We start from the raw sequence: 15,579 nt of genomic DNA, 5'->3' as shown, positions 1-15,579 counted from the left end.
TCACCATCACCGACAACTTCACCATCACCGACAACTTCACCATCACCGACAACTTCACCATCACCGACAACTTCACCATCACCGACAACTTCACCGTCGCCGACAACTTCGCCATCGCCAACAACTTCGCCGTCGCCGACAACTTCACCATCGCCAACAACTTCACCAACAGCTTCCCCAATCAGCTATTCGGTGATTGTCTCGCAAGAAGCTACGCCTCCAGCATTACCGACGACTTCGCCAACACCGACAGCATCTCCCACAGCATCTCCGGAAAGTTCGCCAACACCAACACCCACAGCATCTCCCAGTCCCAAGTCAACTCCTTCTGCGGCTTCAACTCCTAGAAAAACATCGCGAATGGTAGTAATTGGTACATCTCAATTTGTGACTAACGGTTGGTTTGACCAACAACTCAATAGCGACGTGTTTCTCAATTCAGTCAGTTGGTTGAGTAAACCAGACCAGCAAAGCTTTTCTATCAGTCCGAAAAAAGCTACCAACCGCCGCATTAACATGACGACCATCCAAGTAGGATTGCTGGTTTTAGCTTGGCTAATCTGGCCTTTACTCGGACTGGGAATTGGTGGCGCTATCTGGTGGAAGAGAAGATAAGTTAGTTGACAGTTGACTGTTGACAGTTGACTGTTGTCAGTTGACTGTTGTCAGTTGACTGTTGTCAGTTCTTATTAATAACAGACTCCCCCATACCCAATGCCCAATTCGCTGTTACTATGAAATTGCAGAAAAATACATTAGTATTGATAGCCGTCGCGTTGAGCATGACTGGGTTGGTTGCTTTGTTCGAGATGGAAGTGGCTCCGAAACAGGAAGCCGCTAAGGAAGAAAAACAGAAAATTTTTGCTTTTAAGTCCGATCGCGTACAATTCTTTACAGTCAAAACTCCGGAAAAAATATTGACTTTTGAACGAGTTTATGCTACAAAAGGAGGCAAGTCTAACTGGGAAATGAAATTGCCAGTGCAAGCACACGCGAGTCAGGCATCGGTGGATTTCTTGCTAGACAGGTTGGCAACAGGAAAGAGCGATCGCACGATTAATATTACTGCTGCTCAACTGCCCGAATTCGGTCTCGACCAACCCCAAGCTACAGTCACAGTAAAACTGGACAACCAGGAAACTCACCGCCTAGTTTTAGGCAAAACAGACTTTAGCGGCCGCTTCTTGTACGCTCAAGCCAATCCGCCGGAAGCGCCCCCTCAAAATTCAGCCCAAACTTTGCCCGTGCTGCTAGTGCCTTTTGACTTTAAAAATGCCGTCCAGCGACCTTTGTCAGAGTGGAAAAAAGCAGAAGAACCCAAAACAGAGAAACCGCAAAAACCCTCTCCCACGCCAAGTCCTGAGAATCAATAGATGGCCCGATCGATCTGAGATGTTGCACGATTCTCAATAAATCTTTTATGAACAGGCTTTCGGCCTGTTCCACAAAGAGTGAATTTTCTTGTGGAACAGGCCCGAAAGCCTGTTGCTGAGAATGGTGCGCTCTGGGATAGAATTTAAAGAACAAATCCCAAAACCTGTTACATCCAACATTCCTCGCCTAAAATACAAAAAAGTTTAAGTTTAAACTGTATTAAAATAGCGTGCATTACCCCAGGAACGGGCGACTATGTTTCAGACAGCACTCAACCAAGGTACGACAGCAACGGATACAGCGCTTGACGTTGAACTCCGCAAGGTCTTTAAGGTATTTAACGGCGAAACCGCAGTCCGCGGAGTTGACCTCAGCATTCGCCAAGGAGAATTTTTTAGCATCCTCGGGCCTAGCGGCTGCGGCAAGACTACGACCCTGCGCTTAATCGCTGGGTTCGAGACTCCCTCGGCGGGCGAATTGATGATTCGAGGCCAGTCGATGACCAACACTCCAGCTTACCGCCGTCCGGTAAATACTGTGTTTCAAAGCTACGCTTTGTTCGGACACATGAATGTCTGGGACAATATCGCTTTTGGATTGCGGATAAAAAAGCTGGGGAAAGCGGAAATTGAAGAACGGGTACGGGAAGTTTTGCAATTGGTGAAAATGGAATCTTTCGCCAACAGGTTTCCCGGTCAAATGTCGGGCGGCCAGCAGCAGCGGGTGGCTTTGGCAAGAGCTCTGGTAAATCGACCGGCGGTACTGCTGCTGGATGAACCTCTGGGTGCTCTGGATTTGAAGTTGCGGAAGCAAATGCAGTTGGAACTGTCGAATTTGCATCAAGAATTGGGTTTGACTTTTGTGATGGTGACTCATGACCAAGAAGAGGCGATGAGTCTGTCTGACCGGATTGCGGTGATGCACGAGGGGAGGATTGAGCAAATTGGCTCTCCTGAAGAAATTTATGAGTGCCCGCAGACGGCTTTTGTGGCGGATTTTATTGGCGATACAAATTTGTTTTCTGGTACGGTGGAGTCGATCGACCGATCGACTATCACAGTTCGCACATCAGCCAATCTGAAAATAGTCGTTCAGCAGTCGGATATGTGGAGTGGTGTCACAGGCGACTCTGTGGTGGTCAGCGTTCGGCCCGAAAAAGTATATTTGAATCTCTACCAGCCGGAAGTTTCCGTCAACTGTTTTGAAGGGCGGCTCAAAAATACTATGTACATGGGCACGCACGTTCATTACGTCGTTGAGTTGTCGTCGGGCGATAAAATTACGGTGCGCCAGCCAAATACCGGCGGCTCTTTCCCAGACCCGCATACGCCGATTTATGCTTACTGGGGGACTACTGATTGTCTCGCTTTGGGCGATCGAGGATAATTGGGAAACGAAGGAAGTTCGGCAACGGATTCGCTCGACGGATGTAACGGATGTCAAGAAGAAGGAAAAAGGAAGAAGGAAGAGGGGGAGAATGGGAGAATTTCCCCATTACCAATTATTCCTTATTACAAATTCTCAAATCTAAAATCGAATTTCCCAATCCCCAATTCCCCAATCTAAAATCTAAAATCTAAAATCTAAAATCTAACTGTGCCTCCGACTAACTTACCAATTTCCAGGATTTTCCCGGCTAATTCTACACGCCGTCAGTTCCTAAAAAATTCGGCGGCGACAATTTCCGGGTTAGCTGTTTCGAGTTGCGGCTGGCGACTTGCAGACGTACAATCTGCTCCTCGCGTCAAAGGTTCTGCCGACCAACTTTTCATCTATACTTGGGCAGGCTATACCGATAAGGCTTTGCTCGATCGCTTTGCCGAAAAAACCGGCATTCGCGTAGTGGCCGACGTGTTTAGCTCCAACGAAGAGATGCTGGCGAGAGTTCAAGCCGGTGGCGCCCGCGCCTACAGCATCATTTACCCATCTGACTACATGGTGGTTCAAATGACGGAACTCGGGCTGTTAAGCCCATTAGACCACTCGATTTTGGGCGGGCTCGATCGGCTCAAAAAACAGTTCCAAAACCCTGTATATGACCCAGGAAACCGCTACAGTGTGCCTTTGAGTTGGGGAACCACAGGCTTGATTTACAACACCGAACAACTCAAAGAAGCTCCTGAAGATTGGGACTATTTGTGGCAGCATAAAAAAGAGTTAGCAAAGCGAATGACGCTGGCGAGTGATGTTCGAGAAGTCATGGGAGCTGCGTTGCGGATGCTGGGCTATTCTCTGAATTCTACGAACCAAGACCAAGTGAAACAAGCTTACGAAAAGTTGGTGCAACTCAAACCGGCGATCGCATCTTTTACTACTGATGCTTGGCGGCCTCAAATGCTGACGGGGGATTTGAAGGTAGCTATGTGTTATTCTTCTGATGCTAATGAAGTAATTTCCGATAACGATAAATTGAAGTATGTCGTCCCCAAAAGCGGTTCTTCTCTGTGGACTGACACTTTAGTAATTCCTCAAGGTGCTCCCAATCCCGAAGCAGCTTATAAATGGATTAACTTTTTGCTGCAAGCCGATGTCGCTGCTTCTTTAGTAGAGCGGCTCAGTTTTTCAACTCCTTCGGAAGATGCTTTTAGTTTGTTGACGCCGGAAGTCCGCGAAAACGAGATTCTTTTCCCTTCGGAAGATATTTTGAAAAAGTGCGAAGGTGTGGCTCCGGTAGGGAAATTTATGGAAGTGTACGATCGCTACTGGACTCAATTAACCAGCGGCTAATCATCACCTGTAGGGCGGGTTTTCCACGCAATCTCTAATTATAGCCTAATATTTACACAAACTCGCCCCCGCACAGCCGATAGCCCGCTCTATCCCTATATCCGCGTTAATCTGCGTTCATCAGCGGTTAAAAAATAAAAAAAAATTGCTCTATGGCTGTTTCAACTAAAACTCCCCCTCCTATTCCTCCCAATTCTTCTTTGAAGGCTGAAACTATTTCCCCGTGGTCTGCTTGGGCTGGGCCACTGGCATTGCTCGGCCCTTCTGGCTTGTTGCTGCTTTTATTATTAGTCATACCAACTTTGGTAATTTTTCAGCTTAGTTTGGTGCCGAATATTAAGCCGGGAGATTTGGTGAATCCTTCGGGAATCGGCAATTACCTGCGAGTGTTTGAGCCGCTGAATTTACAGGTGATGGGTCGATCGCTCTTTTTCGCAACGGGGACTACTATTCTGTGTTTGCTGCTGGGATTTCCCGTCGCTTACTGGATCGCCCTCAATGTCTCGAAAAAGTGGCGGAATTTAACTTTGTTAGGCTTTGTGTTGCCACTGTGGACTTCTTCGCTGTTGCGATCGTATGCTTGGATTACAATTCTGCGTCCTACGGGGGTTCTCAACTCGCTGCTGGCACTTGTAGGCATTCCTCCTCTGGAATTGCTTAATCAAAGTTCCGCAGTTTTAATCGGCATGGCTTACAGTTATTTGCCTTATATCGTGACCATTCTCTACGCATCTTTGGAAAAGTTAGACCGCCGATTACTAGAAGCATCTCAGGATTTGGGTGCCAATCCAGTGGAAACTTTCTGGAAAGTGACAGTACCTCAGACGATGCCGGGAATTGCTGCGGGTTCTTTGCTAGTATTTATTAGCTGTTTGGGCGATTTTGTCGATCCGGAGTTACTCGGTGGAGCTTCGAGCATGACGGCGGCTCGTTTGATTTACAATCAGTTTTTGGGGGCGACTCAAAATTGGGGGCTGGGTTCGGCTCTGAGTATGGTATTAATCTTTGTAGTGAGTATCGGAATTGCCCTTTTGCTCAAATATGGCGATCGTAATGCAATTTAGGATGTTGAAGGAAGAAGCAAAAAGCAATAAGGAAGAAAACAATCCTAACCTATTACCAATTACCCATTACCAATTACCGATTACGTAGAAATGGAACAGACCGCCGACAATCCACAGGAGGAAATACAAGCCGATATGTACTTAAAACCTAAATTTAAGGTTTCTTGGCAGGTAATATTTGCCGTTTTGATGTTTTTTTATATGTACCTGCCCATCCTGGTACTCACATTTTACAGCTTTAACAAATCGCGTTTTAGCGCCGGCTGGGAAGGATTTACTTTAGATTGGTACGTTAAATTATTTAGCGATACGCGGATTTTAGTTGCCCTGAGAAACAGTTTAACAGTGGCGGTTTGTGCAGTTGCAATCTCGGCGGTACTCGGCACTTTGATGGCAGTAGGTTTAGCCCGCTACCGCTTTCCAGGCAAGAGTTTATATCAGGGAGTCTCCTACTTGCCGATTATTATTCCAGATATTGCTACCGCAGTTGCTACTCTGGTATTTTTAGCGGCGCTGGCTATTCCTCTGAGTTTGTGGACAATTGTCGCCGCTCACATTGTGTTTTGTCTGGCTTACATCGCTCTAGCTGTTTCTACTAGATTGGCAGATTTAAACCCGTATTTAGAAGAGGCTGCCTTGGATTTAGGTGCAACGCCTGTGGAGGCTTTTATTCAGGTTTTGCTCCCTCAATTAATACCCGGAATTGTTTCCGGTTGTCTGCTGTCTTTTGTCCTCAGCATGGACGATTTTTTGATTGCGAGTTTTACCGCAGGTAGCGGGACTACAACTCTGCCGATGGAAATTTTTAGCCGGATTCGGACTGGGGTAAAACCTGATATTAATGCTCTGAGCGTGCTGTTGATAGTAGGTTCGGGAGGATTGGCATTTTTAGCGGAATATTTGCGCGGCCGGGGCGAGCAAAAACGGGCTCATTAGTCATAGGTCATAGCTCATTGGTTATTACTCACCAAAAAACCCGGTTTCTTTGAGAAACCGGGTTTCTGAGGCGGTAAGGTACGCAGTTGACATCCTACAGAGGTTCTGCGTCTAGGACTGAATTGCTGCTATTTTGCTGCTGGTAATTTCACTTTACTAGCCAAACCTAGTGCTTCCAAAACTTGAATTGTCATCCAAGTGAAGTCAATTTCCCACCATTTCATACCGTGACGCGCAGAGTATTGAAAAGCGTGGTGGTTGTTGTGCCAGCCTTCGCCGTAAGTCAAAACCGCAACCCACCAACAGTTAGTAGAACTATCGTCGGTTTCGTAAGTGCGGTAGCCAAATTTGTGAGTGGCGCTGTTAACAAACCAAGTGCAGTGATATACCGCAACTAAGCGGACAAAAATTACCCAAACTACAAAAGGCCAGCCTGCTGCTAAGTAAAGCAACACGCCAAAGGCGATTTGAATGGGGAGAAAGTAGTTTTGCAAAAACTGGTAAAAGGGGTCGCTCGAAATGTCTTTTGTGCAGCGAGAAATTTCAGCGTGAGCTGGACCTTTATATAGCATCCAGCCGATGTGACTCCACCAAAAACCCTTTTGGGCATTGTGAGGGTCTAGCGCATTTTGGTCAGAGTGGGTGTGGTGCAATCGGTGCAGCCCAACCCAATCAATTATTCCTCCTTGACAGGCAAGGGCTCCGCAAAATGCTAGAAAGTATTCTACGAATTTTGGTGTCTGAAAACTGCGGTGGGTCAGCATACGATGCCATCCGAGAGTTATTCCCAAACCGCCGGTTATCCAGTGCATGAATACTGTTAAACCAACTGCTGTCCAATTGAAGTTACTGGGTAGCAGTGCGAACAAAGCGCCGATATGAAGGCCTGCTAAACTAATAACGTGCTTCCAATTATATTGAAGTTTTTCTTGCGTTGCAATTGTCATTCTCTTTTTGATTTCTGATGAGATGCCTAGCTAGATTCACGCCTAATAGTTGGGATTGAGCAGTGAACTTTTGTGCTGCACTCTTGCCCAAACTAATAAAGAATCACTGATAGATTTGGGATTAGGATTGAAAAAGATTTACGGTTGTATTTTGAAAATAAAAAATTTGGCTGCCAAACAAAATTTTTTGTTCCCAATTATATTATAACTGATTCTGGTTTTGGTTGGGTCGATCGCACTAGATGATTCGAGCTTACTTCAACCCAACCTATACCGATCGCAAAAACAGGATGAGGCATTGGTCACGAGCCATTAGTCCAGAACTGATGACCGACAACCCATGACTAATTGCCCATGCTATTTTTCTGCTAATTTCACTTTGGTTGCCAAACCCAATGCTTGCAGCAGTTGAATTGTCATCCAGGTGAAGTCGATTTCCCACCATTGGAGACCGTGGCGAGCAGAGTATTGAAAGGCGTGGTGGTTATTGTGCCAGCCTTCGCCGTAGGTGAGGAGGGCAACCCACCAGCAGTTAGTCGATCCATCGCCCGACTCGTAGGTGCGGTAGCCAAATTTGTGGGTAGCGCTGTTAACCAGCCAAGTGCAGTGGAACACCACCACGATCCGCATAAACACGCCCCAAACCACGAAAGACCAGCCGCCTAATAAATAAAGCAACACACCGAAGACAACTTGGATGGGGATAAAATATGCTTGGAGAAACTTGTATACTGGGTCGTCGCCGATGTCTTTAGTAAAGCGGGGGATTTCAACTCTGATCGGGAGATCAGAGAGCATCCAGCCCATGTGGCTCCACCAGAAGCCTTTATTGGAATCGTGGGGATCTGTTTCGGTGTCGGAATGTATGTGGTGTAACCGGTGCATTCCTACCCAGTCGATCGGGCCACCTTCACAGGAAAGAGTACCGCAAATAACTAGAAAATACTCTAGCCATTTCGGTGTTTGAAAACTGCGGTGGGTGACAAGGCGGTGATATCCGAGAGTAATTCCTAAACCACCTGTTACCCAATGCAGGAAAACTGCTAGCCCAACCGCAGACCAGCTAAAATTACCCGGCAGCAAAGCAAATAAAGCACCGATGTGCAGAAAGGCCATAAAGCCTACGACAGGCCAATCAGGAGAAGTTTTTTTGGAAGTTGCAATCGTCATGAATATATTATGTTTACAAACTAGGGGCCGCATCTACGCCATAATGAACAGCGCGCACGCAACTGGTGAGCGAGGTATAGATGAATAGCGTTTCACGGCTACAGGAAGCAGAACAGGCACTCTTTCAGATTTTTTCTGGTATTGACGCGACAGTCAAGCAAAATCTTCAACGAGTCTTAAAAGCTTTTCGCAGCCACCGGGTTGGAGTCCACCATTTTGCAGGGGTTACGGGTTACGGCCACGACGATTTAGGTCGGGAGACTTTGGACGGGTTATTTGCCGAAGTGGTAGGGGCCCAGGCCGCGGCTGTCCGGGTACAGTTTGTTTCGGGTACTCACGCGATCGCCTGTGCTCTTTTTGGCATCCTGCGTCCAGGTGACGAAATGTTGGCAGTGGCTGGTTCTCCCTACGATACTTTAGAAGAAGTGATCGGCTTGCGGGGGCAAGGTCAAGGTTCACTGATTGAGTTTGGCATTAGTTACCGTGAGTTGCCTCTAACTCGGGAAGGAAGTTTGGATTGGCAGGCACTGAGCTCTACTATTTCAGCAAAGACTCGCCTGGTTTTTATCCAGCGCTCTTGCGGCTATTCTTGGCGGTCGAGTTTGTCTATTTCTGAGATAGAAAAAATCGTCACCATAGTCAAACATCAGAATCCTAGCACAATTTGCTTTGTTGATAATTGTTACGGGGAGTTTGTTGAAAATTGTGAACCTACTGCTGTGGGTGCGGATCTGATGGCTGGTTCTTTGATCAAAAATCCGGGGGGTACGATCGTCCCTGCTGGGGGCTACGTTGCTGGCAGGGCGGATTTGGTGGAGGCGGCAACTTGTCGGTTGACGGCACCGGGAATCGGCAGCAGCGGCGGCGCAACTTTTGATTTGAATCGGTTGCTGTTTCAGGGTTTGTTTATGGCTCCGGGTTGTGTGGGGGAGGCGATGAAGGGAAATCATTTGACGGCTTATGTTTTTTATAAGTTGGGTTATCGAGTGAATCCTATGCCTTTGGCTAGAAGACGAGATGTGATTCAGGCGATCGAATTCGGTTCTGCTGATAAGTTAATTGCTTTTTGTCGCGCGGTTCAGCAAAATTCCCCCGTCGGTTCCTATTTAGATCCGGTGCCGGCTCCGATGCACGGGTATGAAAGTCAGTTAGTGATGGCTGGGGGTACTTTTATTGATGGGAGTACGTCGGAGTTTTCCGCTGACGGGCCTCTGCGGGAACCTTACGTGGCTTTTTGTCAGGGGGGGACTCATTGGACTCATGTATCGATCGCTCTTGAAGCTGCGATCGAGGCTGTGGGTCCAGCTAAGTAAGTTGTAGGGGCGGTGCGGTACGGGGGGTTCCCTGGGTTTGCATGGTGATTTGTGGGGATTTTTTGACCGCACATCCAGGCACATTGACGCTGAGGAACGCAGATTAGAAGAGCTCTCCGGGATCGGCTGCTGGGAGTTTGCTCGCCGGCGCGATCGCCCCGGAACCGGTACACAGGATCGGAGTTAAATTTAATATCACTGTATTTGCGAGTTTACTCGGCATTTTTGAGTGCTTGAATATCGCTTTGCATAATTATGCTGACATTGCGCGAAATCTTGTCTATTTCCCAATCCCACCACCGAATTTCTAATAGTTGTGCAACTTCAGCATCGCTAAAACGCTGTTTGATTGGATGGGCGGGGTTTCCACCCACAACGGTGTAAGCGGGAATGTCTTTTACTACAACGGATTTGGCCGCAATGACGGCACCGTCGCCGATTTGGACTCCGGGCATAATGAGGGATTCATAGCCGGTCCAAACATCATTGCCAATGACGGTATCGCCTTTACTTGGCAGTTCCATTAATAAATTCATCGCTGTTTCCCAACCATTCCCAAAAACCGGAAAAGGATAAGTTGAAATTCCATCTAGTTTGTGATTTGCACCGTTCATAATGAATTTGACGTTGGTCGCGATCCCACAAAATTTACCAATAATTAATCGCTCGTTTCCGTAGTTATAAAGTACATTTTTTTCAAAGTTTTCTGGATCTATTGGATCGTCGTAATATGAGTAATCGCCGACGATAATGTTGGGGGATTTAATAAAGTTTTTGATGAAGCAGACGCGCGGCTGCTCGGTCATCGGATAAGGTCGGTTTGGATCGGGCCCAATTTCTGTCATAAGTTTCAATCCTGATTCGTTAAGCTGCTGGATTGATGTAGTGTTAATTCGAGTGAGGTTTGCTTCTGCTTCATTAACATATAGTAGTAGAGCTTGTCAAGGGATGGACGAGAAATTTTGGGTCGATCGCCCTGCAAGAAATGAGACAAAATGGTAAAAGCCAACATCCATCCGCGTTCCGAAGCGGTTAAAAATCCCAAATTAATATCAAAGAAGCGATCGCAGTGAGATAATTTATGAGAGTACGAACCTACGAAATCGGTGATACCCAACAAATTGTAAAACTGTTTTACGACACGGTACACGAAGTAAACATCCGCGATTACACAAAAGCACAAGTAGATGCTTGGGCGCCAGCAGATATGGATATCGAAAGTTGGACTAAAAGTTTAAGCAGTAAATTTACTTTCGTAGCAGAAGAGGGTGATAAAATTGCAGGTTTTGGGGAATTAGAACCAAGCGGCCATATCGATCGCTTTTACTGTCATCAAAATTTTCAAAGACAAGGAGTTGGTAGGCTAATTTTAAAACAAATTGAGTCAAAAGCCAAAGAGTTAAGAATTAACAAGTTATTTACCGAAGCCAGCATTACAGCTCGACCTTTTTTTGAAAGCCAGGGATTTATTGTGATTAGAAAACAAGAAGTAGAACGCAGAGGACAAAAATTCATCAACTTTGCGATGGAAAAAAATATATAAACAACGATTTGTGTAAAATTAGATCGAAGAGTTTTACTCAGGAGTTGCGATCGTGACGGAAGCTACAAATGTTCTGGGCGGAAAATTAGAGACTTGCTGCACTTCGCCAATGACGGGCTATTATCGGGACGGCAAATGCAATACAGGTGGTGGCGACTTTGGGGCTCACACTGTTTGTGCTCAACTGACAGAAGAGTTTTTGCGATTTACCAAGTCGAATGGAAATGATTTGAGCACTCCGGTTCCCGAATTTAACTTTCCCGGTTTGAAGGCTGGCGATTGCTGGTGCTTGTGTGCTTCTCGCTGGAAGGAAGCAATGGATGCTGGATGTGCACCGCTTGTGGTGTTGGCCGCGACTCACGCCTTGACTTTGGAATACGTTTCTTTGGATGAATTGAAGCAGCACGCTGCTGATTTGTAGGAGGATGTTGGTGGGCGATCGCCCGATCGCACTTTATATTTGGCAGTTCCCATCGCAACTTACGAATCTTTTTTCAGTGGGGAGTTACCTCAAGCGTCGGTTCGACAACACCAAGTCAAGCTTATTGTGTATAACCCTGTTCAGGAGGCAATAGTCAAATGGCTCGACTAGAGCATTACCGTCAGTGCATTCAAAAACTCCTAATTGAAGGCAGCAAAATAGCACCAATTAACGGGGAAATTCAGGTGCAAATATTGGGGCGTCGGGAAACATAGGGACTCCCAAACGAATATCTATCGGGGTTTCAGTTGGTGCTTCCCACTTACAGATAGACTCTGGCTTAAGAGGGCAAGTTTTGGGAGCGATCGGATTTCCGCTGAGGCTGAACCAAATTAGGTTAGTCAACGAGTTTAAGAGTTTGATGTCGCTGATTTGATTGTTGTCGAGGGAAAGCTCCATCAGGTTAGTCATGGATTCTAGTGGTTTGATGTCCCTGATTTGATTGTCCCTCAGATCGAGCGAAGTCAGGTTAGTCGATGCTAGCGGTTTAATGTCTCTGATTTGATTGTTTTTGAGGTCGAGCCAAATCAGGTTAGTCAAGGATGCTAGCGGTTTGATGTCGCTGATTTGATTGTCCCTGAGGTCGAGCCGGTTCAGGTTAGTCAAGGATGCTAGCGGTTTGATGTCGCTGACTTGATTGTTGTTGATGACGAGCCGGTTCAGGTTAGTCAAGGATGCTAGCGGTTTGATATCGCTAATTTCATTTTTGTCGAGGTCGAGCCAATTCAGGTTAGTCAAAGATGCTAGCGGTTTGATGTCGCTGACTTGATTGTCGAGGAGGAAGAGCCGTGTCAGGTTAGTCAAAGATGCTAGCGGTTTGATGTCGCTGACTTGATTTTCAATGAGGACGAGCTCAGTCAGGTTAGTCAAGGACGCCACCGGTTTGATGTCGTTGATTCGATTGTTGCTGAGACTGAGTGTTGTGAGACTAGAAAGTTGGCGATTGGCCGCATCGCACTCCGTAGTCCCTGCTTTCTCCAAAAGCACCTCAACAGTATGTTTAGCTTCAGGACTCAAATCAGCTTTTTGACGACACCAATCGGCAAATGTTCCTCTACTGTTTCCAGATCGCACTTCTGCGGCTTTCGCAGACAGTCCACTTCCAGATAATGCTAGGATCGCACAACAAGCAAGTGCGATCGACTTTGGTAAATTCATGTGTTTCTGTGCAACTATGAGTGTCATAATCTTGTACCTCTAATTTTCCCCACTGTATAAAACAAAGACACTGCCTTACCGTGGTCCTGCAAAACATCTCTTACAAACTCTCTGAATCACCTCACTCAGGCAACTTATACTAATTTTTAGGTCGTCATTTTGTCTGATATTCTATGCCGATCGAGAATCTTTCCCCGCTGGGCACCCCACACAACTAATTAATATCAACTCCCACCAAATCTGCCACAACTTTCTCCAATCCAGCTATTACCTTCGTCGTCCGTTCCCAATCAACCTTATCAGGTGTATCTTGCGCCGTGTGATAGTAAGGATAGCGATAGGGAGCAGTATCTGTCACCATCAGCCCTGGATAACCATGTTGCCAAAAAGACCATTGATCTGACCAACCCACACCAGGAATGCCACCCGGAATTGCAGCACCTTCCGAGGGAAATTCAGCATGGCGGCGGAAAGATGCGATCGCCTCTCTAACCAGTTTACTTGAGGATGTATTGCCAATAAATCCGATAAAATTTCCCGATGTAGGATAAAAAAGGTTTAATGGTGCTGGATATTTCTGACTGTTTTTGGCATCTGAGTAATAACCAATTGTTTCTAAACTGAGCATCGAAACAATTTTTTCATTACGCTCTCTGCATCTTTTGGCATAAACCAAACTCCCCATATCAGCAGTCCAGAAAAAAGGCGGTTCCTCATTCACAAACTCCACAAAACGCACAGTCTTTTCAGGCTTTTTACCTGCAAACATTCTCGCTAAAGCCAGCACTCCCGCCGCCCCAGTTGCGTTATCATTTGCCCCGGGACTCCCCACCACAGAATCATAATGTGCCCCAATTACAACGATTTCATCTGCCTTTTTTGCCCCGGCAATCTCCACTTCTATGTTATAATAAAATTTATCATCAATTTTATATCCTTGTCGTTCAACTTTATAGCCAGCAGTTTGAAATGATGCTTCGAGAAAGTCAGCAGCTTCTCCAAGTTTTTGATATTGTATAAAGTTGCGCTCTCCAATTTCACCAGCGAGCTTTTCCACATCGCGCTGTAAAGCATCTCGGAGCGAGATTTCCTGTGCTGTTAAAGGGGGAATTGTCCCGCTGTAGCTTTTCCCTGGCATTGCAATCATACTCAACCATATCCCACTAATTAGGCTAATTAAGATCGTACTAAGGATAGCCAGTCTAGTTAACGTTCCGCGATTCCATAATTCGATTTTTCCCAATTGCATTTGTTTTCTATATTTAGCTATCCTTGAGTAGTAAGGTGCGTCAGTTTCACGTAGGGTTATTTTTTCCATAATCCAACAGATCCTGACTGACGCACCCTAAAAGTTTACACATCGGGCAACTTATACTGCCCCACAATCCGCTTAGCATATTCCGGTACATGAGCCTCTAATTTCTCCGGGTAATTGCGCTTCACGTACAGATAATTGCGAGTGAAATGAGAATCAATCGAAAACCGAGCATATTCCAAACCCTTCGGCCCAATTCTCTCAATAAAAACTCCCATTAACTTCGCCGCCCACATCGGCAAAGTCACCCCTTTTTCATAAGCCGGAATGCTTTGCTGAACAGCCTCTTTTCGGTTTCCCTTAGACATCACCGGCTGAGTGTTAAGCTGATCCGTTACCAAATCTAACATCTCTTGCCCGGTGTCATTTCGCACCACAATCCACTGCCAGCCAAAGGGTGCGCCCATGTAGCCCACAACTAAATCTGCTAAAGAATTGACATAATCAAAACAGCTCAAACAAGAAGGAGCAAAAACATCTTTCAATTCCTTAGTATTCAAGCCAAAAAACGGCACTTTCTCTTCTGAACCATCTTCGTGTTTGAAGTGAACGTTAAAGTCTTGCATAAACTCGTAAGAAACCACCGTTTCAGGAGAGCGGCTAGTCGTGTCTAGGAATTTCTGCAAGCCTGCACGGCTGACATTATCCACGCAGGGAGTTCCCAAAACGTAGAGCTTTTCTAAACCGAGTTTTTTCTCGACTGTTCGCAAAGCTTGAATTTGACAGCCGACGCCAATTACTAACAGCCGCTTCATCCCAGATTCTTCGATTTGTTCTAATACTGAAAGGTTGGGAGAGAGAGTTGGTTTGTTTACTTTTGCTGCCAGAATTTCTTCGCGATTTCTAGCAATAATCGGCATCGGCTGAAAGCGGTCTTCCTTAGTATTTTGGACGCAAACAACGCCTTCTACAATTCCTTTTTCGAGCATTTCAATGGCAATTGTGCTGACGATACCCGTCCACTGAGCACCCTCAATTGGCTCTTTTTTACGAGCAGCCATCATATTTTGACTGACTCCGAAATACCAATCGTCGGGATTGTCGAGATTGCGCGATCGCCCGTGAATCTCTTCTTCTAATTCCGCGATATGCTGTGTTAAGAAAGCACAAGATTCCTTGACATAATGAATGTAATATGTATCGCACAAACCGCACTCGCTGCAAAGTTCTTTAGCGGGGCGGCGGCTACCGGGTTTGAGGGCCTTGGATTTTTGGTGCTTAGTAGAATCTGTTGCGGTCATCTAAATTACTTTTTTTATGCAGATATGGCTTTTGTTAGGATATCACAGCCATTTCCCCGTTGATTTACCTGCTTTATTCTTTCTTTCAGTCCTCCCAGGCGGACGCAAGCTTGTGCGGGAGCAAATTCGGTTCGCCCGAAATTGGCGGTTTTCAAAGCTTAAAAAATATTAGTCAGGACTTACCTAGGTTGCGCTAGAAACCGGGTTTCTTGCTGAATACCTCACTGTTAAACCTAATACCATTTTTTTAAAGATGTGATAGAGATAAAGAATGTAAAATCCAAGACCATCCAGTGAGAAAACCAATGAC

Annotated in this window: 18 protein-coding genes and 1 pseudogene; 12 read left to right on the top strand and 7 right to left on the bottom strand. The window is 46.0% G+C overall.

What is annotated here, in order from left to right; translation table 11 throughout:
• From QT996_RS26360 to QT996_RS26325, 8 genes are all read left to right on the top strand, one after another.
• On the top strand, positions 1 to 347 hold a 347-nt coding region (locus QT996_RS26360), incomplete at its 5' end, for a hypothetical protein (RefSeq protein WP_333050255.1).
• 13 nt (positions 348 to 360) lie between these two features.
• Positions 361 to 615, top strand: coding sequence for a hypothetical protein (locus tag QT996_RS26355; RefSeq protein ID WP_333050254.1), 255 nt, complete (start codon positions 361 to 363; stop codon positions 613 to 615).
• A gap of 119 nt (positions 616 to 734) precedes the next feature.
• Positions 735 to 1,373, top strand: a complete 639-nt coding sequence (locus tag QT996_RS26350) for a DUF4340 domain-containing protein (protein ID WP_333050253.1) — start codon at positions 735 to 737, stop codon at positions 1,371 to 1,373.
• A 256-nt stretch (positions 1,374 to 1,629) separates the two neighbouring features.
• Positions 1,630 to 2,760 carry an ABC transporter ATP-binding protein gene (locus tag QT996_RS26345; RefSeq protein ID WP_333050252.1) on the top strand — a complete coding sequence of 377 codons (1,131 nt, stop codon included), beginning with the start codon at positions 1,630 to 1,632 and terminating at the stop codon, positions 2,758 to 2,760.
• Positions 2,711 to 2,905 carry a hypothetical protein gene (locus tag QT996_RS26340; RefSeq protein WP_333050265.1) on the top strand — a complete coding sequence of 65 codons (195 nt, stop codon included), beginning with the start codon at positions 2,711 to 2,713 and terminating at the stop codon, positions 2,903 to 2,905. Before QT996_RS26345 ends, QT996_RS26340 begins: the two co-directional genes overlap by 50 nt.
• A gap of 65 nt (positions 2,906 to 2,970) precedes the next feature.
• Positions 2,971 to 4,101, top strand: coding sequence for a spermidine/putrescine ABC transporter substrate-binding protein (locus QT996_RS26335; protein WP_333050251.1), 1,131 nt, complete (start codon positions 2,971 to 2,973; stop codon positions 4,099 to 4,101).
• Positions 4,102 to 4,253: 152 nt separating this feature from the next.
• Positions 4,254 to 5,165 carry an ABC transporter permease gene (locus tag QT996_RS26330; RefSeq protein WP_333050250.1) on the top strand — a complete coding sequence of 304 codons (912 nt, stop codon included), beginning with the start codon at positions 4,254 to 4,256 and terminating at the stop codon, positions 5,163 to 5,165.
• A 90-nt stretch (positions 5,166 to 5,255) separates the two neighbouring features.
• Positions 5,256 to 6,101, top strand: a complete 846-nt coding sequence (locus tag QT996_RS26325) for an ABC transporter permease (RefSeq protein WP_333050249.1) — start codon at positions 5,256 to 5,258, stop codon at positions 6,099 to 6,101.
• A gap of 128 nt (positions 6,102 to 6,229) precedes the next feature.
• Here QT996_RS26325 and QT996_RS26320 read toward each other — a convergent pair whose 3' ends face one another.
• Both QT996_RS26320 and QT996_RS26315 read right to left on the bottom strand, forming a co-directional pair.
• Entirely contained in the window at positions 6,230 to 7,048 is an 819-nt protein-coding gene (locus tag QT996_RS26320) for a fatty acid desaturase (RefSeq protein WP_333050247.1), read from the bottom strand.
• Between the two features lie 357 nt (positions 7,049 to 7,405).
• Positions 7,406 to 8,218, bottom strand: a complete 813-nt coding sequence (locus QT996_RS26315) for an acyl-CoA desaturase (RefSeq protein ID WP_333050245.1) — start codon at positions 8,216 to 8,218, stop codon at positions 7,406 to 7,408.
• 80 nt (positions 8,219 to 8,298) lie between these two features.
• On the opposite strand from QT996_RS26315, the gene QT996_RS26310 reads away from it, so the two are divergent.
• Positions 8,299 to 9,531 (top strand): methionine gamma-lyase family protein, encoded by a 1,233-nt coding sequence (locus QT996_RS26310; RefSeq protein WP_333050244.1) that lies wholly within the window; start codon positions 8,299 to 8,301, stop codon positions 9,529 to 9,531.
• Between the two features lie 212 nt (positions 9,532 to 9,743).
• Here QT996_RS26310 and QT996_RS26305 read toward each other — a convergent pair whose 3' ends face one another.
• Complete coding sequence (locus tag QT996_RS26305) at positions 9,744 to 10,376, bottom strand: CatB-related O-acetyltransferase (RefSeq protein WP_333050242.1); 633 nt, start codon at positions 10,374 to 10,376, stop codon at positions 9,744 to 9,746.
• A 5-nt stretch (positions 10,377 to 10,381) separates the two neighbouring features.
• Entirely contained in the window at positions 10,382 to 10,681 is a 300-nt protein-coding gene (locus QT996_RS26300) for a hypothetical protein (protein ID WP_333050263.1), read from the bottom strand.
• On the opposite strand from QT996_RS26300, the gene QT996_RS26295 reads away from it, so the two are divergent.
• The 3 genes and pseudogenes from QT996_RS26295 to QT996_RS26285 form a co-directional block, all read left to right on the top strand.
• Positions 10,613 to 11,074 carry a GNAT family N-acetyltransferase gene (locus QT996_RS26295; protein ID WP_333050241.1) on the top strand — a complete coding sequence of 154 codons (462 nt, stop codon included), beginning with the start codon at positions 10,613 to 10,615 and terminating at the stop codon, positions 11,072 to 11,074. The genes QT996_RS26300 and QT996_RS26295 overlap by 69 nt on opposite strands.
• A 49-nt stretch (positions 11,075 to 11,123) precedes the next feature.
• A complete protein-coding gene (locus QT996_RS26290) occupies positions 11,124 to 11,495 on the top strand; it encodes a DUF2237 domain-containing protein (protein ID WP_333050260.1) in 372 nt (123 codons plus the stop codon).
• Between the two features lie 30 nt (positions 11,496 to 11,525).
• Positions 11,526 to 11,666 (top strand): annotated as a pseudogene (locus tag QT996_RS26285) (element excision factor XisH family protein); the annotation flags it as partial.
• Positions 11,667 to 11,723: 57 nt separating this feature from the next.
• Here the strand turns inward: QT996_RS26285 and QT996_RS26280 are convergent.
• From QT996_RS26280 to QT996_RS26270, 3 genes are all read right to left on the bottom strand, one after another.
• The gene (locus QT996_RS26280) at positions 11,724 to 12,740 is read right to left on the bottom strand and encodes a leucine-rich repeat domain-containing protein (RefSeq protein WP_333050240.1); all 1,017 of its coding nucleotides are present in this window, start codon (positions 12,738 to 12,740) and stop codon (positions 11,724 to 11,726) included.
• 187 nt (positions 12,741 to 12,927) lie between these two features.
• Complete coding sequence (locus QT996_RS26275) at positions 12,928 to 13,962, bottom strand: M28 family peptidase (RefSeq protein WP_333050238.1); 1,035 nt, start codon at positions 13,960 to 13,962, stop codon at positions 12,928 to 12,930.
• A gap of 104 nt (positions 13,963 to 14,066) precedes the next feature.
• Positions 14,067 to 15,269: a Coenzyme F420 hydrogenase/dehydrogenase, beta subunit C-terminal domain gene (locus tag QT996_RS26270; RefSeq protein WP_333050237.1), complete on the bottom strand. Its 1,203-nt coding sequence runs from the start codon at positions 15,267 to 15,269 to the stop codon at positions 14,067 to 14,069.
• Positions 15,270 to 15,579: the final 310 nt, after the last annotated feature.

The sequence above is a fragment of the Microcoleus sp. S13C4 genome (genome assembly GCF_036700865.1).
Classification (GTDB): domain Bacteria; phylum Cyanobacteriota; class Cyanobacteriia; order Cyanobacteriales; family Microcoleaceae; genus Microcoleus.
This window is presented reverse-complemented; position numbering and strand designations above follow the sequence as displayed.